The following is a 23,073-nucleotide window of genomic DNA, read 5'->3' on the forward strand; positions in this document are numbered from 1 at the left end:
TGTTTTCTGTGCGAAAGCGAAGCGACAGCAACAAATGTTTTCTGTGCGAAAGCGAAGCGACAGCAACAAATGTTTTCTGTGCGAAAGCGAAGCGATAGTAACAATAATATCAATTACGCCAAGGTAAAATCTAAAATTCAAGAGCGTTTCGAAGATTATTTAAATAAGATTGGCTAACGGGTAGTTCACTTCCATCCTTTAGAGTGACAATAAAATTGGAAGTAAGATCACGAGCCATTTTTTTTATGAAATGAATATTAACAATATAAGATCTATGAATGCGAATAAAAGATGAAGGTAAACGCATTTGAAGTTCTTTCAGTGTAATACTTGTTTTAAATTGTTCCCCCTCCACAAAAAACCACGTTTTTTTCTGCAGGCTTTCAATATGAGAGATTTTTTCAATTGCAACAGGATTCCATTCCTCTTCTTGCTTTCCAGTTAAAAATTGAAAGGGCTCTAATTTCCTTTCGGTAAAGGTTGAAGGCAATACTACAACAAGTGCTGCTGGCACATCTAAAATGTTTATAGGATAACCTATCCCGTAATAGGGTGTTTCAAATAAGGAATTATCTAAAACTGCGTCTGTTCGTTTCCTTGTACGTAGTACTTGCTCAGCAATGCTGCCAGATTGTACTTGTTGGCCAACTTCTAAGTTAATGTTTTGATGTCCAGAATGAAAATAAATATAGGAGTTTTCAGCGGCAATTGCAATGGATGAATTGACTGGAACCCAGTCCTTTAACATTGAAATAAACTGTTGTGAAATATCTTTTGGCAAAGAATTAAACTCATTATTCATTGTGAATATCCCCCTTGTTTGTAAACAGTTTACCAAATTCCGTCGCCAAAAAAAGCAGTTTTATCATTAAAATTTGGTATTTTATCTAAAAATAATGAAAATTCAGATGTTCTGTTATATATTAATTTACAACAAATAAACCTGTTATGGAACAGCGGATTAAAAGTTTTTTAACAGAGTATATTGTATACAAAGGGGAAGGTGGAATTTCAATATGTCAACACGTCAAGAAAAAATCCAAGCATTAGAAAAACAATGGGCTGAGAACCCTCGTTGGGCAGGTATTGAACGCGCATATTCAGCTGAAGAGGTTGTTAAGTTACAGGGCTCAGTTGTACTTGAACAAACTTTAGCAAGTAAAGGTGCGGCTCGACTTTGGAACTCTTTAAACGAAGAACCGTTCATTAATGCATTAGGTGCATTAACTGGTAATCAAGCTGTACAACAAGTGAAAGCAGGCTTAAAAGCAATCTACTTATCAGGCTGGCAAGTAGCTGCTGATGCTAACCTTTCTGGTCAAATGTACCCTGACCAATCCTTATATCCAGCAAACTCTGTACCAGCAGTAGTTAAGCGTATTAACCAAGCTTTACAACGTGCAGATCAAATCGATCATGCGGAAGGACGTGTAGATCAATTTGATTGGTTCGCTCCAATCGTGGCAGATGCTGAGGCTGGCTTCGGTGGTCCTCTAAATGTATTTGAGCTTGTAAAAGGTATGATCGAAGCAGGGGCTGCTGGTGTTCACTTAGAAGACCAATTAGCTTCCGAGAAAAAGTGTGGTCACTTAGGCGGTAAAGTTTTACTTCCAACACAAAATGCAGTTCGTAACTTAGTTGCTGCTCGTCTTGCAACAGATGTAATGGGTGTTGAGACAATTTTAATCGCTCGTACAGATGCTGATGCTGCTGATATGGTAACATCTGATATCGATCCACGTGATGCTGAGTTTATTACTGGTGAACGTACTCCGGAAGGCTTCTTCCGAACAAAACCAGGTATCAAACAAGCCATTGCTCGCGGTTTAGCTTACGCGCCATATGCAGATTTAATTTGGTGTGAAACTTCTAAACCATCTCTTGAGGAAGCTCGTGAATTTGCGGCAGCTATTCATGCTAAATTCCCTGGTAAATTGCTAGCATACAACTGCTCACCTTCTTTCAACTGGAAAGCAAATCTATCAGAAGAAGAAATCGCAGAATATCAATGCGAGTTAGGTAAACTAGGATACAAATTCCAATTCGTAACATTAGCTGGTTTCCATGCATTAAACCACTCTATGTTTGAGCTTGCGCATGATTATAAAGATAATGGTATGGCTGCATACTCTAAACTACAACAAGCTGAGTTTGCATCAGAATCAAAAGGCTACACAGCTACACGCCATCAACGTGAAGTAGGTACTGGATACTTTGATGATGTATCTCAAGTTATTTCTGGTGGTACTTCTTCTACAACAGCAATGGCTGGTTCTACAGAAACAGAACAATTCGTATAAGTTTCATAAAGTACGTGTATTCCTAAATTCATAATCATAGATTAGTCTCCTCCGCTCCTCCTAAAGCGGGGGATGACTACTTAAAATTACAAAGGTGGGGGAAATAACTGATGGAACAAGCAACAACAGGTAAGCTTAAAATTGTTGGGGAACAAAACGAGCAAACAAAAGAAGTTTTAACACCAGAAGCCCTTGAGTTTGTTCTTGCCCTGCACGAAAAATTTGATGCTCGTCGAAAAGAGCTATTAGAGGCTCGCCAAGAACGTCAAAAGCGTCTTGATGCAGGTGAGAAACTCGACTTCTTACCAGAAACAAAGCACATCCGTGAGGGAGATTGGACAATTGCACCACTTCCAGCAGATTTGCAAGACCGTCGTGTAGAAATTACAGGACCTGTTGACCGCAAAATGGTTATTAATGCTTTAAACTCTGGTGCAAAAATGTTTATGGCTTGCTTTGAGGATGCATCTGCTCCGACATGGGAAAACATGATTGGCGGCCAAGTGAATATGCGTGATGCTATTAATAAGACAATTGAATTTACACAAGCATCTAATGGTAAGACGTATAAGTTAAGCGAAAACACAGCTGTGTTATTAGTTCGTCCACGTGGCCTTCATTTACTTGAAAAGCATGTACTAGTAGATGGCGAACCGATCTCTGGTAGTTTCTTTGATTTCGGTCTGTATTTATTCCACAATGCTAAAAATGCATTGGCACAAGGTACGGGACCTTATTTCTACCTGCCGAAGCTTGAAAGCCATTTAGAGGCTCGCTTATGGAATGATGTCTTTGTGTTTGCACAAGATTATATCGGAATTCCACAAGGCACGATTAAGGCTACTGTATTAATCGAAACAATTTTAGCAGCATTTGATATGGATGAAATTTTATATGAACTACGTGAACATTCAGCTGGTCTGAATTGTGGACGCTGGGATTACATTTTCAGCTATATTAAACGTCTGCGCAATCAACCTGATGTAATTTTACCGGACCGTGGGCAAGTAACAATGACTGTACCATTCATGAAGGCATATACGTCTTTATGTATTCAAACATGTCATAAACGTAATGCACCTGCGATGGGCGGTATGGCAGCACAAATCCCTGTTAAAGGGGATGACGACGCGAATGCTGTAGCGTTTGCAAAGGTTGCAGAAGATAAATGTCGTGAGGCGACAGATGGCCATGATGGAACTTGGGTAGCGCACCCAGGTATGGTTGCAACGGCGATGGAACAGTTTGATGCGATTATGACGACACCAAACCAAATCCATAAAAAGCGTGAGGATGTAAATGTTACAGCAGAAGATCTAGTAGCTGTTCCAGAAGGTACAATTACACTTGAAGGTCTTCGTATTAACTGTAGTGTAGGCGTTCAGTACATTGCTTCTTGGCTACGAGGCAACGGAGCTGCGCCGATTAATAACCTAATGGAGGATGCTGCAACTGCAGAAATCTCTCGTACACAAGTATGGCAATGGATTCGTCATCCAAAAGGTATCTTGGATGATGGTCGTGGTATTACATTGGCCTTTGTCCTAGCAATCTTGGAGGAAGAGCTTGTGAAAATTAAAGAGGCTGTTGGGGAACAAGCCTATAACAGTGGCCGCTATGAAGAAGCTGCTGAGCTGTTTAAATCTTTAATTGAACAAGACGAATTTGCGGAATTCTTGACGCTTCCAGGTTACGAAAAATTAGCTTAACTTGCTTTGAGATACGAGTCTACTAAACGAACATATCCAAACTTTCCTAAATTGTTGTGGACTAAACTCGAATGGAGTCCACCTTATTCCACTAATGTAACGAGCGGGGTCTGTTCCCCCGTTCCTTACTGAAAAATGAACACTGTTACAAAAAGGGGTCTATTAATAAAAAGAGATTTAAATGGGGTGAAGGATGTCTTACGAGCTTAGATGGGGGCTTGTAAGGCATTTTTTTATTTTCCAAAAACATTGTAAGGGGGAGCAAACATGCGAAATAACGAAATACTATAGGTTCCTGGACCGATTAATAGGGGAAACATTAAATGAAATAGGATGTACAGTTGATATCGAACAAGCTGTTGTATGTTTGAAAGAAAAATTAGCAATAGTTACGAAATAGCTATTGTTGAAAGGAGATGTCTCGAATTAATCATGAGACATCTCCTTTTTCAATTATTTAACTACGGCGAGTACAAAACCATCATAGCCTTTATTGCCAACTGTTTGGATAGCTGTAGATTCAATTCGAGATTCTTCTTGCAATAAATCCATAAACTGTCGCACACCTTGTACCCTTTCATCTTCATTTTTTTCATCAATTACAGCACCATCACGCACTACATTATCAGCGATGATTATTGCTCCTGATTTAGCCAATTCTAATGCCCACTTCAAATAGTGTGGATTATTGGGCTTATCTGCATCAATAAAAATTAAATCGAACAATGGTCCTGCTTTTTTTCAAAATAGGCAATGTATCTAATGCCTTTCCAACTATAATTTCAACTTTATGTTCACAGCTAGCTCTTTTAATATTTTCTTTAGCTACTGAGGCATACGCGGGATCAATTTCAAGTGTGTAAACTTTACCCTCGTTAGGAAGGGCACGCGCCATCCAATCCAAATACTACTATAGCCACCAAGTGTTCCAATTTCTAAAAACTTGTGCAAAAGTTTATAGAAACTGTTAAGAACTCTTTATAATTGCAATTTCCCTTTCTTTATGCACAAAAAATGATTATTTGTTATATTATCTATATAACAATTATGGAGATGATATGAATGTTTATTCAAATAGAGCCACAATCTGATGTACCAATTTATGAACAGGTAACACGACAAATTATGGAAGGCGTTGCAAGAGGGGAAATGAAGCCAGGAGATACCCTGCCATCTGTACGTAATTTAGCGGCTGATCTGGGTGTCAATATGCACACGGTTAATAAAAGCTATCATGAGTTAGAGGAGAAAGGCATCATTACAATTAGAGCTAAATCAGGTGCTATTGTTCGTTCAACAGAGGAGCGGGCGTTAACACCTGAACAATTACAACAAATTGAAAAAAACTTAAAGCCTGTTGTGGTAGAAGGAATGGTGCTTGGCGCAACAGTTGAGCAAATTGAGCACATGATAAAAAAGGTATTTTCTGATTTGCAAATACCTGTAGAAGGGGTGTAGCACATGCTACTATTCGTTTTTTTAACCGTCTACCTCTTAACATTAGCTCTACAATTATTTGTTCCATATATAGTACGTGAGACAATCATTTTTGGTGTTACTGTACCTGAACAAAATGTAAAACATCCCGCATTACGTAATATGAAAAAGCATTATGCTCAAATCGTCGGAATATCTGGTGTCATGTTATTACTGATGATGATTGTTAGCTATTATTACTTTGCACAATCTGAGTTCATGCAAAGTATTTTACTGCTAGGATGCTTATTTACAATGCTTGCAGTCAGTATGACATTATATTGGATAAACCATCAAAAAGTTTTAAAACTTAAAAGGGAAGAGCAATGGGGCTTAAATATAAAACAAGTGCGTGCAGTTGACTTAACGGCTCGTAGTCGTGATGAAATGCTTCCGTGGCCATTTTATGTAATCCCTTTTGGTGTTACGGTGTTTCTAATTATCTTTACAGTCCGCCATTATGACCAAATACCCGATCACATTGCTGTACACTGGGGACCTAGCGGTGAAGCGGATTCTTGGAGAAGCAAAACATATTTTACTGCGGTTTCATTGCCGCTTGTTATGCTGATGATGCAATGTATGATGTGGGGAATTGTAGATTCTATAAAGCGTTCAGCAATCAAGTTGGCTGTTAATCGTAAGGAAGAATCCTTAGAAGATCAGCTAAAAAGTCGAAAGTATATGAGCTGGAGCATTATGTTATTAAGCTATGCCCTTACAATATTATTTACAGTATTACAGCTAAGCAATATCTATCCTTCAATGACTACAGGAAATAGGCTATTACCGGTATTTATTTTATTTTTATTCCTCGTTTTTGGCTCAGTCCTTGTTTACGCATGGAAAAAACGCAAGCTGAGGGTGACTTATGGAGATAATGTCGTTTCGGAAGTAATGGATGTTGATGAGGATCGCTATTGGAAGGGTGGATTAATTTATGTGAATCGTCAAGATCCCTCCGTTTTTGTCGAGAAACGCTTTGGGGTCGGTTGGACGATGAATTTTGCAAATCCACGAGGCTATATCGTAATTGGTTTGCCGTTACTTATATTGCTGTTGATTTCTTTCTTTTCGTTGTAATATAAATGAAAGTTGTTAATCAATTATGCCTTGGCATAATTGCGTCCGGAATCGGCTTTGTGCATTCACAAAGCCGATTTCGTGACACACGCTGAAAGAAGTTAAAATAGTGTTTCGGAAACAAGTTGGTTGGAGGTAAGCTTGAATGAAAATTCTCGTTGTAGATGATGATGTACATATTTTACAGCTAGTGAATATTTATCTGACAAGAGAGGGCTATCAGGTGGTACAGGCGGAAAACGGACAACAGGCCCTTAAATTACTTGTGGGAAACTTGCCTGATTTGGCAGTTGTAGATGTCATGATGCCAGGAATGGATGGTTTTACATTAACCGAGACATTGAGCCAGGACTACGATATTCCTGTACTGTTATTAACAGCAAAAGGCGAGCTTGAGGACAAGGAACGAGGATTTTTGGCAGGCTCAGACGACTATGTTGTGAAGCCTTTTGAACCTAAAGAATTGTTGTTTCGCATAGCCGCGATATTGCGTAGATTAGATAAGAAAAATCAGGTAACCATCCAAGTGGGTAGACTAGTTATTGATCGTCGAAGCTTTGAGGTTGTCATTGGGGAAGACACGCTTGTTCTGCCATTAAAGGAATTTGAACTATTGGCATTACTAGCTTCTCGCCCAAATCAGGTGTTCACACGAAGTTTTATTATGGAGCAAGTGTGGGGCTATGACTATGATGGAGATGAGCAGACTTTAAATACGCATGTGAAGCGGATTCGTGAGCGTCTGCATCGTTATGAAACAGGTGTTGAGATTACAACGGTGCGCGGTGTAGGCTATAAGCTTGAGGTTAGTGCATGATGAAAACGTTATATAGTAAATTTGTTGTCACGACAATGCTCGTTATGATTGGTAGCTTGTGTATCGGTTTTTTAGCGACAAATACTTATTATCATCAAGTTGTGAAGGAAAAAAACGATGCTAAAAATGTGAAAATTGCGCAGGATATTGCGAAATATATTGAGTCGTCAAAGCCTAACGATTTAGATAATTATTTAACAACCCTTGGGGGAATAGGGTATCAAATTTATGTAACGACTGGTGACGAAGGACATTTCTTCGGCGGTGAGTATCGTGATAAAATAGTGCCATCCAAAACGGTCAAGCAAGTTTTAAACGGAGAAATTTATCATGGTATGCGTGATTTTCCTAAAGAGACTTTTGTGACAGGCTTTTTTGCGAATGAGTTAATTAATACGATAGGTGTGCCATTTACTTATGAAGATGAGCAGTATGCATTGTTCATTAGACCTGATATTCGCTTGTTGTTTTCTGAGGTGCATACGATACTTGGTGGACTTATGCTAGCAATGACAGTACTTAGTCTATTGGCAATGCTACTTTTTGCTAAGGCATTAATTCGCCCTATTACACAACTAACAGAGGCAACGCATCAGCTTGCACATGAAAAATTCGATACGCTACTGGATATAGATCGAGCTGATGAGATTGGACAATTAGCAGATAGCTTTAATGTCATGACAGAAAAATTACAGGAAAATGATCGAATACGTAAAGAGTTTATTAGTAATGTGTCCCATGATTTTCAGTCGCCATTGTTGAATATTCAAGGCTATGTAGATTTACTAAAGAATCCCTTGCTAAGCGACAAGGAAAGGCAGGAATATACAACGATTATTGAGCTAGAAACGAAGCGTATGTCGATATTAACAAAGCAATTACTTTTACTAACGTCACTCGATCAATCTACTAGGTTGTTAAAGCGTGAACCTTATCGTTTAGATGAGCAATTAAAGGAAATCGTAAGAAAATACCGCTGGCAGCTCGAGGACGCAAATGTACAATTATCGTATCAGCTTGAACCAGTAACATACGATGGTGATGCTGGGCTATTACAAAATGTTTGGGATAACTTATTGACGAACGCCATTAAATATAATGTCGAAGGTGGAGAAATTCATATTCACGTGCAAGAATCCTCAACCTCAGTTGAAGTACTCATTGAGGACAGTGGAATAGGAATGACTGCTGAACAACTACAAAAGGTATTCGATCGTTTTTATCGAGTAGATGCGTCCAGAACAAAGCAAGGCACTGGTCTTGGACTAGCCATCGTGAAGCAAATTGCTGAGTTACATGGAGGAACGGTTCATATAGAAAGTGTTATGAATTCCGGCACAAAGGTACGTGTTCACTTACCAAAATTGTAATGAGGAGTTCATGTAAAGTTCATGTTCACGAGATAAACTGCTGACTAAGTTGAAAAAGCTTAGGAGGGGTTATCGTATGGAACAAAAATGGAGTATGCGCCTTATTCGTCTTGCTGCGATTTTTGCCTTATTGGGAACGTATCTAGGCTCACATATGTCTGGCTCAGGTAGTTATGAATATAGACCGATACATGCACATATTTTGCTCGTAGGTTGGTTAAGTATGTTTGCATGGGGGATTTTCTATCGTGTCTTTAAAGTGAAATCACAAAAATTAGTAACAGCTCATGGTTGGACTGCAATTCTCGGTGTTTTTGGCTTAACACTAGGAATGTGGTTCTACAATTTGAATCCATTTAATTTTAGCAGAACGTTTACAATGATTTTCTTTATAGTAGGTGGAACAACACTATTAATTAGCTTTGCTTTATTCATCGTTGTAACATTTATGGTGAATCAAAAAGAAGAAATGAAAAACTAATCAACATACCGTGTCACTGTCTTTAATAAGAGGTGACACGGTATTTTTTATGAAGAACAGCTTTATTCGGTTTATTACTAAAAGTTAGGGATGGCATTTTTAAAAACATATGCCATATATATATAAATTGATTGGAGTGGAGACTGGGCGACTCCTTGGGGCTCATCGAACGCCCCCAGGAAGCTTTGCTCTGTGCGAAAGCGAAGCGACAGCAACAATTGTTTTATCTGTGCGAAAGCGAAGCGACAGCAACAATTGTTTTATCTGTGCGAAAGCGTAGCGACAGCAACAACAAAGCGCCCAGTCGGAACGGAAATCAACCCCACGCTATGCTAATAGTCTTTTATTTTAAATTTTCAAGAGACTTCTTAAGCCATTTTGTTGCCTCGGTATAATCCTGTGCAACACCATGCCCTTTTTTATAAAGCATACCAAGCTGGAATTGTGCCTTTTGATGCCCTTGATTGGCAGCCAGTCGATACAGTTGGGCTGCTTTCGCAAAATCCTTCGGTACCCCTTGTCCATGACTGTGCATTTGAGCTAATTGATACTGTGCTTTGGCGTGACCCTTAGCGGCAGCTTGTTCAATCCATTTTGCTGCCTCTGTATAATCCTGTTTGACACCTTTTCCTTTATCAAATAAATTACCAAGCTGATATTGAGCACTTGAATGCCCTTGGATGGCTGCTAGTCGATAGCAGCGTCGTGCCTCTTCTAAGTCCTGCTCAATCCCCAATCCGTGCTCATATAATAACCCTAATTGATATTCAGCCTGAATATGGGACTGATCCGTAGCGGCTCTCCACCATTTTACTGCTTCATGATAATTCAAGTCAGCTTCATATAATAATCCGAGCTCGTACTGAGCGTCAGCATAACCCTTTTCAGCGGCCGCTTTGAAGTAAGGGAGTGCTTTCTCTGGTTGTTGAAGTTGATATACATAAATACGTCCAAGCTCAAATCCTGCACTTATATGTCCAGTGTTAGTGGCTAATTGTAACCATTTTTCAGCTAAAGGTATATCGTTTTCTTTGACATAGAGTACACCGAGACAGTATTGAGCGTTTAAGTGTCCTTTATGTGCTGCGAGCTTAAACCATTTTATAGCCTCTATACGATCCTGAGGAATACCTTGGCCAGTGTTATATAACATTGCCAATTGAAATTCTGCATTTGTATGGTCTTGAAGTGCAGCTAAATGGAACCATTGCGCAGCCTCTTCAAAGTTTTGTGAGATGCCACGACCTTTAAGGTACATATAGCCAAGATTATACTGAGAACTTGCATCACCAGCTAATGCGGCCATTTCAAAATAGGCTATAGCTTCCTCATAGCTTTGCTCGACGCCAGTTCCGTTGTGATAAAGGAATCCAAGGTTATTTTGAGCACTTGTATTCCCTTGATTGGCTGCTAGCATGTACCATTTTGCTGCCTCCTCAAAGTTTTGTGGCATACCAAGTCCTTGGTTGTATAGAACTCCCAGATTGTACTGTGCATCTGCGTTTTCTAAATCCGCAGCAGCTTTATAATAGCGAGTGGCTTGTGCATAGTCTTGTACAACACCATGACCTAAATGATAGAGCACGCCTAAGCTATAAAGTGCATTTGCATCATTTTGAGCAGCGGCGCGTTCATACCACATTTTTGCAACTGCATAATCTTTCTTAACACCACGGCCTTGATTATAAAGAGCACCTAAATTATATTGAGCACTTGCATTCCCTTGTTTTGCTGCAAGCTCAAACCAGTTTGCGGCACTCTTATAGGCCTCGGTTGATTGGTTATCTTGAAGAAGCATATTTATATCAAAAACTGACGTTATATCTTCAAAACTAGGGGCTACACGAATCATTTTTGCCTTTAAGCTACGGTCATAGTGTTTAATAAACCATTCTACAATATCACTTATATAATCAAGAACAATTTTTGCGACCTTTGCTTCCACAATTTCACTACTATTACTAGATGCCATTTTGTTTACAAGATTCATTAGTAAATAAATGCGTCGAGGATGAATTTTTGCAACAAAGCTACGATTATTGAGTAATGATCGAATGTTTTTTAGCTTTGGTTCTGAATGCATTTCTAGTTTATAAAGCTCATATAAAATTTCCTCCAGTACAAGGAGTGATTTTTGTAGAGATAGAGCTGGCTTTGACATGGCAAGCGAGCTAGCATCCTGTAAATTTTTAGCCAATTTAATGAAGGATAATGCTTTTAATTTCTTACATTGATCTTGGAGAATTTCATATTGTATGACGATAGAACTCACCTCTTTCATAAAAATGGCTCATAACCATAACGTGGGGTTGATTTCCGTTCCGACTGGGCTCTTTGTTGTTGCTGTCGCTACGCTTTCGCACAGATAAAACAATTGTTGTTGACGCTACGCTTTCGCACAGAGCAAAGTTTCATGGGGGCGTCCGATGAACCGCTTCACTTGCGTCCTCTATTGCTGATCCCCAAGGAGTCGCTCAGTCTCCACGCCAACAATTAACTTATATATGGCATATGTTTTGACCAATGCCATTCCTAACTTTTAGTGATGAATCATAAAAGTTCCTTTTTTCATATATCGGGAAAATACCGTTATTGTTGAATTGTCCTCGTTACGTGATACTATGTGGTATAAGGAGATTTGTAGAAATTCGAAGTAGCAATTACTAAAAGTGTATCTGCCAAAGTTTCATGTTATCCGGGGGATAGAAATGATGAAAAATATAGCAGCAATAATACCAGCCTATAATCCACAACAGTCACTTATAACCTATGTCCATCAATTATTAGCCACCACCATTAGCCAAATTATTATTGTCAATGATGGCAGCGATCAAAAATATGCAAGTGTATTTGATGAGTTAAACAAAATTGATTGCTGTCGAGTACTAGAGCATGACCACAATATTGGTAAGGGAGGCGCGCTAAAAACAGCCTTTGCCTATGTAAGGTCGCAAAGAAGCGTGTTTCAAGGTGTCATTACAGTTGGTGCTCATGGCCAACATACTTTACAAGATGTAAAGCTCGTTTTAACGATGACAAAGGTATTTTCTGAAGGAATTGTGTTAGGGGTACGTAACTTTCATTCTACGGACAGCACGTTTTTATCATATTGGGGTAATCGTACAACAAGTTTGTTTTTTGAAATCCTTTATCATAGAAAATTAGTGGATACACAAACAGGTTTACGGTTTATTTCTATAAAGGAACTGCCGTGGCTGATGAAAGTAAAAGGTGAACGATATGACTACGACACAAATATGCTAGTCGCTGCACTTAAAAGAAAGTGTCCAATTTTTGAGGTAGAGATAGGTCAGTTACGAATAAAGAAAAATACAGTGATACAGTATGATGAAATAACAAATGCACGGTCAATTATTGCTAAAATGCTTATGAATTATTTAAAACCAAGGAAAAAATAGCTACAGATTTAACTTCGTGTTGGCCCAAAGCCGATTCCGGACGCAAATATGCCGAGGCATATTTGATTTTTATATTAGGATAAAGAATAATAATTACTCAAGAACGTAGCGAGTATAGAAAGAAGGAGCAATGATGATGGAATATTCAGATCAAGTGAAAAATCGTGTAAAACGCATGGAAGGCCAGCTACGTGGAATTTTAAAAATGATGGAAGAAGAAAAGGACTGTAAGGCAGTCATTACTCAATTATCGGCTGTACGTTCAGCAGTAGATCGCACAGTTGGTGTCATTGTTAGTACGAATCTTTTAGAATGTGTACAAAATGCTGAAGGTGATGGCGAGAAAATGAATGAAGTTATTCAAGAGGCAGTTAATTTAGTAGTAAAAAGTCGTTAACATAAAGAGAAGCCCGCTCGATAGAAAAGGGCTTAGAAAACTCACTAAAAACAGGTGAGTTTTTATTTTTGTACAAAAATATAGTTGAATTCGATCCTTATTTTTTATTTAAAGGAGTTTATACCTATGTGATATTTATTGATTGTATAGTTAAAAGTCATAGTTAGTGAACTTGTCCGATAGATTGGTAGTTACTTTCTCTGTTATTCTAATTACAAGAATATAACAAATGGGAAGGTGATTTATTGTGAAGAAATGGTTGATAGGTGGAGCAGCATTACTGATGTTAAGTCCAACAGCAGCCTATGCTCAAAATGCAGATGCTCGTTCAGTAAATACTTCCCCAGGGATTGCTTATCATGTAGTAGCTAATACTAAAGTAACAACTTGGGATCAATTCACAACAGAAATCGTAAAGCAATTAAATAATTTCGCTCCCGAAATTAAAATTACATATAGTGGACCAATGACAGATTTCAAAAAGAAATTTATGGAGTCCTTTGAAAAAGCACAGGAACAAGCAGTCTATGCGGGTGGTCATATGGAAAGTACCACTATTTCTGCAGACTCAACAGGCAATGTGACATTTAAAGTGAAGTATTTGACAAACCAAACACAAGAAGCAGCAGTGCAAAAAAAGGTTGATCAACTATTAAAAACGCTTATTAAGCCTTCAATGACAGAATTCGAAAAAGTAAAAGCGGTTAATGATTATATCGTGTCAAATACTACATATGGTACTAAAACAAAGGCTAGTCCCCATAGTGCTTATGCATTGTTAATGGAAGGACAAGCTGTATGTCAGGGTTACGCGTTAACAACATATAAATTATTGGAACAAGCTGGATTCGACGTAAAGTATGTTGTTGGTACTGTTAATGGTAACGAGGCACATGCATGGAATTTAGTGAAGGTTGATGGTCAATGGTATCATTTAGATACAACATGGAATGATCCAATACCAAATCGTTACGGCGCTTCTTCGTACGATTATTTCTTAGTAACGGATGCGCAGCTAAAGAAAGATCATAAATGGATAGCATCAAATTATCCGGCTGCAACAAGTACAAAATATAACTATATGCAAAATGTTCATTTTGCATATCAGGTTAAAAATACACTGTATTTTAGTAATACAGCAGATAAAGATAAATTGTATAAACTTGATTTAGCAAGTGGTAAGAAAACAAAGGTTATAGATAAACGTGCCTTGTATATTACAGGAGCAGATAACTTTTTATATTTCAGCGATTACAGTAACGGTGGTTACTTAACAAAATTAAATCTTAATACATTAAAAACTGAGGTGCTCGTAAAGCAAGCAGTTACTAATTTAAGAGTTAATGATAATTATTTAGTTTATAGTATTAATGGCAAAGAACAGAAGCTTAAAATAAAATAAGCTACAAATATTCTTACCTATTGATAAAATGAAAGCACAAAAGGACTTCCAATGAGTTCTTTGTGCTTTTTTTGTATATAATGAATACAGGAAAACGGTTGGAGGTGAGGATTTTGTGGAAAAAGTTAGCCATTATTGTAATGATCATTATTTTTATTGACCCCATTTATACGGCTGGTAAGGCAGTTGTACAACAAGTGATAACTTGGGCAAATAATGATGAGATAGAAACGATGCTTCTTTCAACAAAGGAAAAAATCATAGACGTTACTGCTAAACTTTCTGAGAGTACCTCCATTGAAACGGCCACACCTATAGAAGAAAAACCAGAAGAAGGAGTAGCCGTTACAGCTCCTGCAGTCAAAAAACCTGAAGCAAAGTTAGTTGTAACAAACGCAAAGGAAATGGCTGATGCGATGTATGCGTACTACAGTAGTTTTTCACCTACGTTTGAGATTCAATATAAAGGCAATACACAACGAATTGAACAGTTAGTAGAAGAAGCCTATGAAAATGCTATTAAACGAGATGATTATGTATACGGACATATTAGTAAACACTCAATTCGTTTTGAATATGGAGGAAGAACGGCCAAAATCTTTGGGGAGCAAAGCTATTTAATGACACCAGAGCAGTCGGCATTTGTTGAAATGAATGTTCAAGAGGTTGTAGCCTCTATCCATAAAAAATCATTAAGTGATGTAGAGAAGGTTAGGGCTGTCAATGATTATATCGTTGCCAATACCGCCTATACGGATCAAACAAAATCAAGTCCACATAGTGCTTATACAGTGCTTGCGGAACATGGTGGTGTTTGTCAGGGCTATGCATTGCTGGCTCATTCGATGTTACAAAAGCTAGGTATAGAAACAAAATATATAGTAGGCTATGTCGGACAGGAAGGGCATGCATGGAATTTAGTAAAGCTGGATGGTCAATGGTACCACCTCGATACTACATGGAATGATCCGGTACCTGATCGTAAAGGAGCGGTACGCTATCAATATTTTTTAGTAGATGATCGAACGATGGCCAAAGACCATACGTGGATTGTAGAAGACTACCCGAAAGCCATGAGTACAATGTATAACTACTTTCACAATGTAGATTTCGCTGCACAGGTAGGGCAAGAAATATTTTATAGTAATGTTTCTGATGATAATAAATTGTATGTCCTTGATTTAAAAACAGGTAAATCGAAACGCGTCTCTAATTCGCGTGCACAGTACCTCGTTTATGCAGATGGCTGGCTATATTTTAGTAATTATTCACACGGAGCGTATTTAACGAAGATTCGTCCGGATGGAAGCGGAGAACAAATGTTAAATAAGGAAGAAACGAAAGATTTATTTGTGAAGGACAGCTATTTATATTTCACGACAAATGAACTAAAGAAAATGTCACTTTAACGTATCAACGAAAATGATATGAGTGACATGCCGGAAGGTACATTTTAGGTGTAGTGGTTGATTGGAGTGGAGACTGGACGCCCCCAAGAAAGCGCCCAGTCGGAACGGAAATCAACCCCTCGTTTTGCAGAAGAGTAGTACTTTGTTTAAATACACACCTTAATTCCATTGACATAATAGTTTTCAACAACATGAAAGGCCTATGACATTACAAACTGTCATAGGCCCTTTTTGTTCGCTCTATAAGATAATGGATAGGTTGATGCTGACATAGAGAAACTTCAATTTGCGGATACATCGATTTCATTTCCTGTGAAAAAGTTTTAAAAATTAATGGATTATGCTTAATAGCACCACCATTACAATAAAGGCTAAATGCTTCGCCCTGATAATCAACTTTTTTCAACACGGCGCATGCAAGGAGTACTAATTCATGGGCAGCACGCATGGATATTTGAATGGCGCATGAATCCTTTTTGGCCACGGCCTCTGCTAAAAATGCCCCCATTTTTGCAAGCTGTGCGTTCGTGTAGGATGGATGGAACAGCCATGAAGCTAGCTCTGTAACATCTTGGATCCTTAAATAATCATAGACATCATTTTTTAATAAGGTCGGCTCACCACGCCCATCTTCCATGCGGAAAATGGCGCGTATAACCTCTTGCCCTAACCAATAGCCACTGCCTTCATCTCCCGCGCGATGCCCCCAGCCACCTGCACGTACTATTTGTGTACCATCAAATGCGTACGCAATGGCTCCTGTTCCAGCAATGAGTAATGCGCCTGCCTGTCCAGCAGTAACACCAAGTAAAGTGGCTTGTGCATCATTTTCTATAATAAGCGTATCTATCTTTAGTTGTAATGCTGATACTGCGCTATGAACGATCGCTGATACGACTTCATGATCTTTGGGAGAATCAATCCCAGCCATTGCAAAGGTAGCGACAGCAATAGTGGAGTCAGCTTGCTTTTGCAAAAAGTCCTGCACATTTGCTAATAATGCTTGCAATATTTCTGTAGCAGATGCAGCACCAATTGCTTGATAATTTGAGCCACTTGTTGATGTTGTATAGTTTATTTCACCAGACTCGGCATGTACGAGCGCACATGCCGTTTTTGTAGCACCACCGTCAACAATAAGTAGCCATCCCATCATTGATTCCATTCCTCTATAAATACTGTTAATAGTTTTTCAGCCTCAACAATCATAGACTCCTTCAAACGAATCCACTCATAAAGGTTTTGAGAATTTGCCTTGGAGCGTTCAAGAGATGCTTTCATCGTTACGGGCGCAGGACCACCAAGTAATGTACGTACACCAACGAAAGTCTCTGGTTTTAATGTGTTATAAAAATCTTCCTCAGAAATTTTTAATGGGTCACCAGTAATTAATTTGGATTGTGTATTGGCAAGACCCCATGTAAGACTTGCTAGAGATTCCTCACCGTGAGAGAGCAATACTTTAATACATTTACTAACAATACTATGTGCCTGCCGGAATGAAATCCCTTCAGAGCGCACTAACGTATCGGCAAGCTCTGTGACATTGGCAAAGCTATTTTTTGCTCGATTTCTTAGTTTTTTCTTGTTTACATCCATCGTGACAACTAGCGAACCAAATAGTTTGTAAATACCAATTAAACGGTCGATGGCGCGCCATAAATATGGTTGCATATCATCCTCAGTGTCTACGATATCTCCAAAAGGTGTATTATGTACCATCTGTAATACTGTACTAGCGTCACCAACAACCGCTGATAGCAATGAACGTGTATGCTCTATTGAAACAGGATTGCGCTTTTGTGGCATGATCGAGCTAACTTGTACGTACGGGCTCGCCAACGTAAATGCATTAAATTCTTGTGTAGCCCATAGTAGAAAATCTTGGGATGTACGGCCGAGATTAAGAGCCGCAAGCTGAACGATACTCGCTGCTTCTGCGATATAATCTGCACCGGCAACAGCATCCCACGCATTTTCGATAATATCATCGAATGCCAATAACTCACGCATACGCTTTCGATTAATATTGAAGCCTGTAGTCGTTAAGGCCGCTGCGCCCATACTACTGCGATTCACCGTTTTATAGACATGCTGTAAACGTTCAAAATCCCGTTCAAGTTGATCGATGACAGCCTTCAAATAATGTGCAAAGGTTGTTGGCTGTGCCTGCTGCGTATGTGTATAGCCAATCATAATCGTATCAACGTGCTCCTCAGCGGCTGCGATTAAATCATCCCGTAATGTCAGTAATTCTTGCATAAGCAACAACAATTTTTTCCTTAAAGTCATTCGATAGATGGCAATGCCCATATCATTACGACTTCTACCAATGTGAAGATTTCCTGCAACATCGCCAGCAAGCTCTATTAATTTATTTTCGATGCGGAAAAACAAATCCTCATATCGCGGGCTGTAATCCTCTATACGAAAATAGTTCAAGTCTAGTTTTTTTAGAGCAATACCAATCTCTTTAGCTTCTTCTTTTTTTACTAATCCCTGTTCTTCTAACATTTTTAAGTGTGCAATATTGATTTGTAGCATAAATGTTAAAAAGTTTTTCTTGGCTTCATCATAAGCCGGCTGTAAGACAATTTCACGATAAATATTAGAAGGGAAGATCATCCCATCTTCTTGCTGGGTTTTGTTGCGGAAATCTTCAAACATATGAATTGCCTCCTATTAGATTAGCAGTTATATGGCCGAACCAGCACTGCCTTTAGATAACTTCTCAGAAATAATAAGCACAATTAAGATTAAACAAATTTGTAAGACACCATATGCACAAGCAGTTCCAAATTTAAATGAATATAGTTTTTGGAATATCGCCACTGATAATGGGATTGTCGACGTACTGTAAATAAGAATAGACGCTACGAATTCGCCAAAGCTTTGAACAAGTGCAAGTAACGTACCTGCCAAAATGCCCGTAAAGGTAAGTGGCAGTACAATACGTCTAAATGAATACCACCATGTTGCACCTAAACTCCGTGATGCTTCTTCGATAGATTGATCTAATTGAACAAGTGATGCCGATGTCGATCGGAAAACAAGAGGTAAATGCCTAATAAAATAAGCTAACGGCAAGATCCAGAACGTCCCGACAAGAACTTGATTAAAGGCGAATATATTTTCTGTACTAAAGGCTGCGATCAAATTGACAGCTACAACCGTTCCCGGCAATGCCCAAGGAACCATGATTAAAATATCGAGTAATGTTTTACCTTTAAAATTTAGCCGAACCATAGCATAGGCTGCTGCAACACCGAAAAGGATGTTGCCGAGTGTTGCAACGATTCCCATTTGAATGGAGTTCCAAATTGGTCGCCACGTCCGTTCATCTGTAAAAAGTGCTTGATAATGATCCAGTGTATAGTCGGTTGGGAGAATTTGTGTTTTCCATGCACCATCAACGGAAAATGAAATTAATATCAGCACTAAAATCGGCAAAATTAAAATTAATGTGCCTATGAAAGACGCAATAGTCGCCATCATTTTCATGCTTTTGGAAGACACTTCAGATCGATGCACACTAATACCTTTACTGAGGTTCTGATAATTTCGACGGTTTTGATACCAGCGCATCACAATTAAAAAGGTAATGGACACAAAGGATAAAATCATAGATTGTGTCGCTGCCATATCTAAATTCCCATTCGTACGTGATAAATAGATTTGCATGGTCATTGTGCGTTCGACACCGAACATTAAAGGTGCAGTGTAAGATGCCATAGATATCATAAAGACGAGTAAGGATGAGGCAACAATCGAAGGTGTTAACATGGGCAAAATAACCTTTGTCCATACCCGAATACGTCCGGCACCTAAACTAGTAGCGGCTTCTTCTAAAGCTGGATCAAGACCTTTTATAGCTGCTGAGGCGGTTAAGTAGAAGTAAGTGTACATAGTGAATGTATGTACTACGATAACCCCCCAGATGCCTTTTAATGAAAAGGGTACTTGCTCTAAGCCGAATAGGTGTTGAAATGCACGTGGGAAAATCCCACTCTCTCCATACAAAAATGTAAAGGACAGTACACCTACTAGTGGCGGAAGAGCCATGGGTATCAATACTAAAACAGAGAGTATCCGTCTGCCTGGGAAATTATAGCGTTCCAGTAGAAATGCCATGGTTACACCGACGATTGCACAGCAAATAACACTGATAACGGATATATATATACTGGTCCACAATGCCTCTAAATTTGCTGGGCTAGCTATATTAAAAAAGTTTTTATAAGTAGATAGCGCGTCAGCACCAGAAAAGCTTTCTTTAAAAGTTTGATAGAACGGGTATACTACATAGGCAAACAACACTAAAAATAAAGGTGCAATTAAAATATAGACAAACCAATTCGAGCTAGTTAGACGTGTCCATGCATTTCCTTCTGAAGGATTGTGGTGTGTTTTTTCCATGCTAGTACCCTCCTATTCTCCTAAAAAATACAGTGAATCTTGGGCTATAGTTAGAGTGATTTCTTCACCAATTTTTTTGAATTGACCATTCATATTAATAATCATTACTTTAAGTGAAAAATCTAGACATTCCACAATGTAGTTCACACTAATTCCTGTAAATTCAACAAAAGTGATTTTACCCGTTATTGTGTTTTCACCAGTACCTTGATGAATAGATTCAGGACGAATAGAAATAAACACTTTGTCTCCAATCATATGCGTTAAAGTGGGGGAGCTTTGTTGCTTTCGCCCAGTGAGAACAAGTCCATTCGCTGTTTTTACGTGTATATCGTTATCGTTAACAGCATCGATTGTCCCCTCGATTAAGTTTGTCTCACCAATAAAATCTGCTACGAAGCGGTTTGAAGGTCGATTATAAATCTCTTGTGGAGTACCAATTTGTCTGACGTTCCCATTTTCCATGACCATTATCCGATCTGACATGGACATCGCTTCCATTTGATCATGCGTAACATAGATGGTTGTAACACCGAGCTCGGATTGAATACGTTTTATTTCAACGCGGGTTTCTTCGCGTAGTTTAGCATCTAAATTTGACAATGGCTCGTCTAATAATAAAATATCAGGCTCTATGACAAGCGCCCTTGCCAATGCAACCCGTTGCTGCTGCCCGCCAGATAATTCATTAATTTTCCGATTCCCATATTGCGATAAATGGACAAGCCCTCTAATACGGTCAACCTTTTGCTTAATCTCCGCCTTCGAGAATTTCCGTACTTGTAATCCAAAGGCGATATTTTCGTTCACCGTCATATGTGGAAAGAGGGCATAATTTTGAAACACCATACCGATGTTCCGTTTATTAGGTTGAAGCCTTGTCACATCAAAATCATCAAAAAGAATTTTCCCCTCCGTCGGGTAATAAAATCCGGCTATCATCCTTAGTGTTGTCGTTTTTCCACAACCACTTGGACCGAGGAAAGTGAAAAATTCACCAGCTTTAATATGAAGATCTAAATCTTTTACGCCGTGAATTTGACCGAATTTCTTAGAGACATTTTCTATTTTGACACTTTTCAACTGAAATGCTCCTTTCTCGTTAGAAAATTAGTTGCATTAAGCCTCGAGCAAAAATATACTCGAGGCTTAAAAACATGAACAATATTCGTAGATGTTTTATGAGTTACCACTCTTTAATAATCGATCACTTTTTTCCGCGCCCTTTAATATTGTTATCCCAATGCTCCATCCATTCAGCTTCTTTTTCAGTCATGAGCTGCCAATCTATATCAAACGTTTTTAAATCTAATTCTTTATACCACTCAGGCATTGCTGCTTTATCGATATCTGAGCGAGTAGGAATTTGATAGTAATCTTTTGCTAGTTGAGTGACCATTCCTTTTTCAAATAAGAATTCTACGAAGAGCTTTGCATTTTCTAAGTTTTTGGCATTGTTGACAACAGCAACGCCATCAACTAAAATCGGTGCACCACTTTTCGGATAAATGTAATCGAACGGATAATCAGTCGTATATTTCTTTAATAAAATATCTTGTAAATTCCATAAAGAAACGCTGCCTTCTTGTCGTGTCATCTTTAAATAAAGTGCATTTGGATCTTGTGTATATTCCTTCGTGTTGGCATCTAATTTTAATAACCAATCGTAGCCTTTTTCAGGTGAATCTGCGCCTTGACGTAAAATCATAGATGAGTAAATAGTACGCATCGTCCCAGATGCTAATACACCTCGAATTAAAATTTTATCTTTCCACTTTGGATCTAATAAATCATCCCAATCCTGTGGGCCCGTTTCTTTCTTTAATACATCACTGTTAATCATAATGACTTCTGGTAGTAACATTTCACCAAACCAACGACCATCTGCATCTCTATAAGCCGCATCAATGGAGTCGTTAAAGCTAGGCTTCCAAGCTTGAAGTAAATCTTCATTGGCGCCGACAGTTAGTGCAGATTGCGTACCGCCCCACCAAAAATCAGCCTGAGGATTTGCTTTTTCACCACGTAGGCGTTCTAAAATTTGCTGTGCGCCCATCGTTAAAAATTCCACTTCAATGTCCGGATACTTTTCATTAAACTGATCGATTACCTTTTGCACCATCTCTTCATCGCGCCCTGTATAAATAACAAGCTTTCCAGATGGCTTAGCTGCTACATCGGTCTTTTCAGAACTGGACGTTTTGTCGCTATCTTTTGTAGCAGCCTTGTCACTACTACAAGCAGCTAAGACAATGACCATCAGCACAAGCAAAAAACCGAAGACACGTTTTTTCTGCATAATCTTCCCCCTCCTAATAGTGAAAAACTTACATACTATCAGTATAATCTTGAAACCTGGCATTAATGTTAGAATAATTAAAAAATTATAATTAGATTCATCATAGCTAAGTAAATACTAGATAGCAATGGTGCTTAACTTCTTTCAGCGGTTGCCCAAACACCCGCTGAAAGAAGTTAAAGCCTCCGGCGGATGTCACGGAATCGGAAAGGAGTTCTTTGTGCAGGCACAAAGCCGATTCCGGACGCACTTATACCGGGGTATAAGTGATCTAGAGTCGAAAACCCTTTAAAGTAGCGAGATTTAAAGCATTTCAGAGTAGATTATCAGAATATGTTCAAAAGTTAACAAAAGTTGATTTTGGTGATTATGAAATGAATGCTACGTTTTAAACAAGGACATCTATAAAATTAAATTTATGTATTTCTAATTTTGAGTAAAGGGTTTTAAGGGGTTTAGTTAAATCTAGATATTCACGTAAAACCGGTGTTAAGG

General features: G+C 38.6%; 19 protein-coding genes and 1 pseudogene. 12 read left to right on the plus strand and 8 right to left on the minus strand.

The window, feature by feature from the left end:
• Positions 1-130: 130 nt before the first annotated feature.
• Positions 131-802, minus strand: coding sequence for a LytTR family DNA-binding domain-containing protein (locus ACFCYJ_RS25785; RefSeq protein WP_376078617.1), 672 nt, complete (start codon positions 800-802; stop codon positions 131-133).
• A gap of 214 nt (positions 803-1,016) precedes the next feature.
• Between ACFCYJ_RS25785 and aceA the strand changes: the two genes are divergently transcribed.
• Together aceA and aceB are read left to right on the plus strand one after the other, a co-directional pair.
• Positions 1,017-2,300, plus strand: coding sequence for an isocitrate lyase (aceA, locus tag ACFCYJ_RS25790; protein ID WP_376078619.1), 1,284 nt, complete (start codon positions 1,017-1,019; stop codon positions 2,298-2,300).
• 110 nt (positions 2,301-2,410) lie between these two features.
• A complete protein-coding gene (gene aceB, locus ACFCYJ_RS25795) occupies positions 2,411-4,009 on the plus strand; it encodes a malate synthase A (protein ID WP_376078621.1) in 1,599 nt (532 codons plus the stop codon).
• A gap of 453 nt (positions 4,010-4,462) precedes the next feature.
• Here aceB and ACFCYJ_RS25800 read toward each other — a convergent pair.
• A pseudogene (locus ACFCYJ_RS25800) lies at positions 4,463-4,954 on the minus strand (O-methyltransferase); the annotation flags it as partial.
• 117 nt (positions 4,955-5,071) lie between these two features.
• On the opposite strand from ACFCYJ_RS25800, the gene ACFCYJ_RS25805 reads away from it, so the two are divergent.
• The 6 genes from ACFCYJ_RS25805 to ACFCYJ_RS25830 all read left to right on the plus strand — a co-directional run bounded on the left by ACFCYJ_RS25805 (position 5,072) and on the right by ACFCYJ_RS25830 (position 9,572).
• Positions 5,072-5,467 (plus strand): GntR family transcriptional regulator, encoded by a 396-nt coding sequence (locus ACFCYJ_RS25805; RefSeq protein ID WP_376078623.1) that lies wholly within the window; start codon positions 5,072-5,074, stop codon positions 5,465-5,467.
• 3 nt (positions 5,468-5,470) lie between these two features.
• Positions 5,471-6,568, plus strand: a complete 1,098-nt coding sequence (locus ACFCYJ_RS25810) for a DUF1648 domain-containing protein (protein WP_376078625.1) — start codon at positions 5,471-5,473, stop codon at positions 6,566-6,568.
• Between the two features lie 145 nt (positions 6,569-6,713).
• A complete protein-coding gene (locus tag ACFCYJ_RS25815) occupies positions 6,714-7,385 on the plus strand; it encodes a response regulator transcription factor (protein WP_376078627.1) in 672 nt (223 codons plus the stop codon).
• Positions 7,385-8,755, plus strand: coding sequence for a sensor histidine kinase (locus tag ACFCYJ_RS25820; protein WP_376078650.1), 1,371 nt, complete (start codon positions 7,385-7,387; stop codon positions 8,753-8,755). The genes ACFCYJ_RS25815 and ACFCYJ_RS25820 overlap by 1 nt, the downstream gene beginning before the upstream one ends.
• 76 nt (positions 8,756-8,831) lie before the next feature.
• Positions 8,832-9,236: a hypothetical protein gene (locus ACFCYJ_RS25825; RefSeq protein WP_376078629.1), complete on the plus strand. Its 405-nt coding sequence runs from the start codon at positions 8,832-8,834 to the stop codon at positions 9,234-9,236.
• 192 nt (positions 9,237-9,428) lie between these two features.
• The gene (locus ACFCYJ_RS25830) at positions 9,429-9,572 is read left to right on the plus strand and encodes a hypothetical protein (RefSeq protein ID WP_376078631.1); all 144 of its coding nucleotides are present in this window, start codon (positions 9,429-9,431) and stop codon (positions 9,570-9,572) included.
• Between the two features lie 7 nt (positions 9,573-9,579).
• On the opposite strand, the gene ACFCYJ_RS25835 is transcribed toward ACFCYJ_RS25830, so the two are convergent.
• Positions 9,580-11,517: an SEL1-like repeat protein gene (locus ACFCYJ_RS25835; protein ID WP_376078633.1), complete on the minus strand. Its 1,938-nt coding sequence runs from the start codon at positions 11,515-11,517 to the stop codon at positions 9,580-9,582.
• Between the two features lie 427 nt (positions 11,518-11,944).
• Between ACFCYJ_RS25835 and ACFCYJ_RS25840 the strand changes: the two genes are divergently transcribed.
• From ACFCYJ_RS25840 to ACFCYJ_RS25855, 4 genes are all read left to right on the plus strand, one after another.
• Positions 11,945-12,655 carry a glycosyltransferase family 2 protein gene (locus tag ACFCYJ_RS25840; RefSeq protein ID WP_376078635.1) on the plus strand — a complete coding sequence of 237 codons (711 nt, stop codon included), beginning with the start codon at positions 11,945-11,947 and terminating at the stop codon, positions 12,653-12,655.
• A gap of 136 nt (positions 12,656-12,791) precedes the next feature.
• Positions 12,792-13,052 carry a metal-sensitive transcriptional regulator gene (locus tag ACFCYJ_RS25845; RefSeq protein WP_010857552.1) on the plus strand — a complete coding sequence of 87 codons (261 nt, stop codon included), beginning with the start codon at positions 12,792-12,794 and terminating at the stop codon, positions 13,050-13,052.
• A gap of 247 nt (positions 13,053-13,299) precedes the next feature.
• Positions 13,300-14,454 carry a transglutaminase domain-containing protein gene (locus ACFCYJ_RS25850; protein WP_376078637.1) on the plus strand — a complete coding sequence of 385 codons (1,155 nt, stop codon included), beginning with the start codon at positions 13,300-13,302 and terminating at the stop codon, positions 14,452-14,454.
• A gap of 104 nt (positions 14,455-14,558) precedes the next feature.
• The gene (locus ACFCYJ_RS25855) at positions 14,559-15,863 is read left to right on the plus strand and encodes a transglutaminase domain-containing protein (RefSeq protein ID WP_376078639.1); all 1,305 of its coding nucleotides are present in this window, start codon (positions 14,559-14,561) and stop codon (positions 15,861-15,863) included.
• Positions 15,864-16,071: 208 nt separating this feature from the next.
• Here ACFCYJ_RS25855 and ACFCYJ_RS25860 read toward each other — a convergent pair whose 3' ends face one another.
• From ACFCYJ_RS25860 to ACFCYJ_RS25880, 5 genes are all read right to left on the minus strand, one after another.
• The gene (locus ACFCYJ_RS25860) at positions 16,072-17,028 is read right to left on the minus strand and encodes an N-acetylglucosamine kinase (protein ID WP_376078641.1); all 957 of its coding nucleotides are present in this window, start codon (positions 17,026-17,028) and stop codon (positions 16,072-16,074) included.
• Positions 17,016-18,530, minus strand: coding sequence for an argininosuccinate lyase (gene argH, locus ACFCYJ_RS25865; RefSeq protein ID WP_376078643.1), 1,515 nt, complete (start codon positions 18,528-18,530; stop codon positions 17,016-17,018). The genes ACFCYJ_RS25860 and argH overlap by 13 nt, the downstream gene beginning before the upstream one ends.
• A 27-nt stretch (positions 18,531-18,557) precedes the next feature.
• On the minus strand, positions 18,558-20,279 hold the full coding sequence (locus ACFCYJ_RS25870) for an ABC transporter permease (RefSeq protein ID WP_376078645.1): 1,722 nt from the start codon (positions 20,277-20,279) through the stop codon (positions 18,558-18,560).
• 12 nt (positions 20,280-20,291) lie between these two features.
• Positions 20,292-21,362: an ABC transporter ATP-binding protein gene (locus ACFCYJ_RS25875; RefSeq protein WP_376078646.1), complete on the minus strand. Its 1,071-nt coding sequence runs from the start codon at positions 21,360-21,362 to the stop codon at positions 20,292-20,294.
• 124 nt (positions 21,363-21,486) lie between these two features.
• On the minus strand, positions 21,487-22,578 hold the full coding sequence (locus tag ACFCYJ_RS25880; protein WP_376078648.1) for an extracellular solute-binding protein: 1,092 nt from the start codon (positions 22,576-22,578) through the stop codon (positions 21,487-21,489).
• Positions 22,579-23,073: the final 495 nt, after the last annotated feature.

The organism is Lysinibacillus sp. NPDC056232, assembly GCF_042267565.1.
Classification (GTDB): Bacteria; Bacillota; Bacilli; order Bacillales_A; family Planococcaceae; genus Lysinibacillus.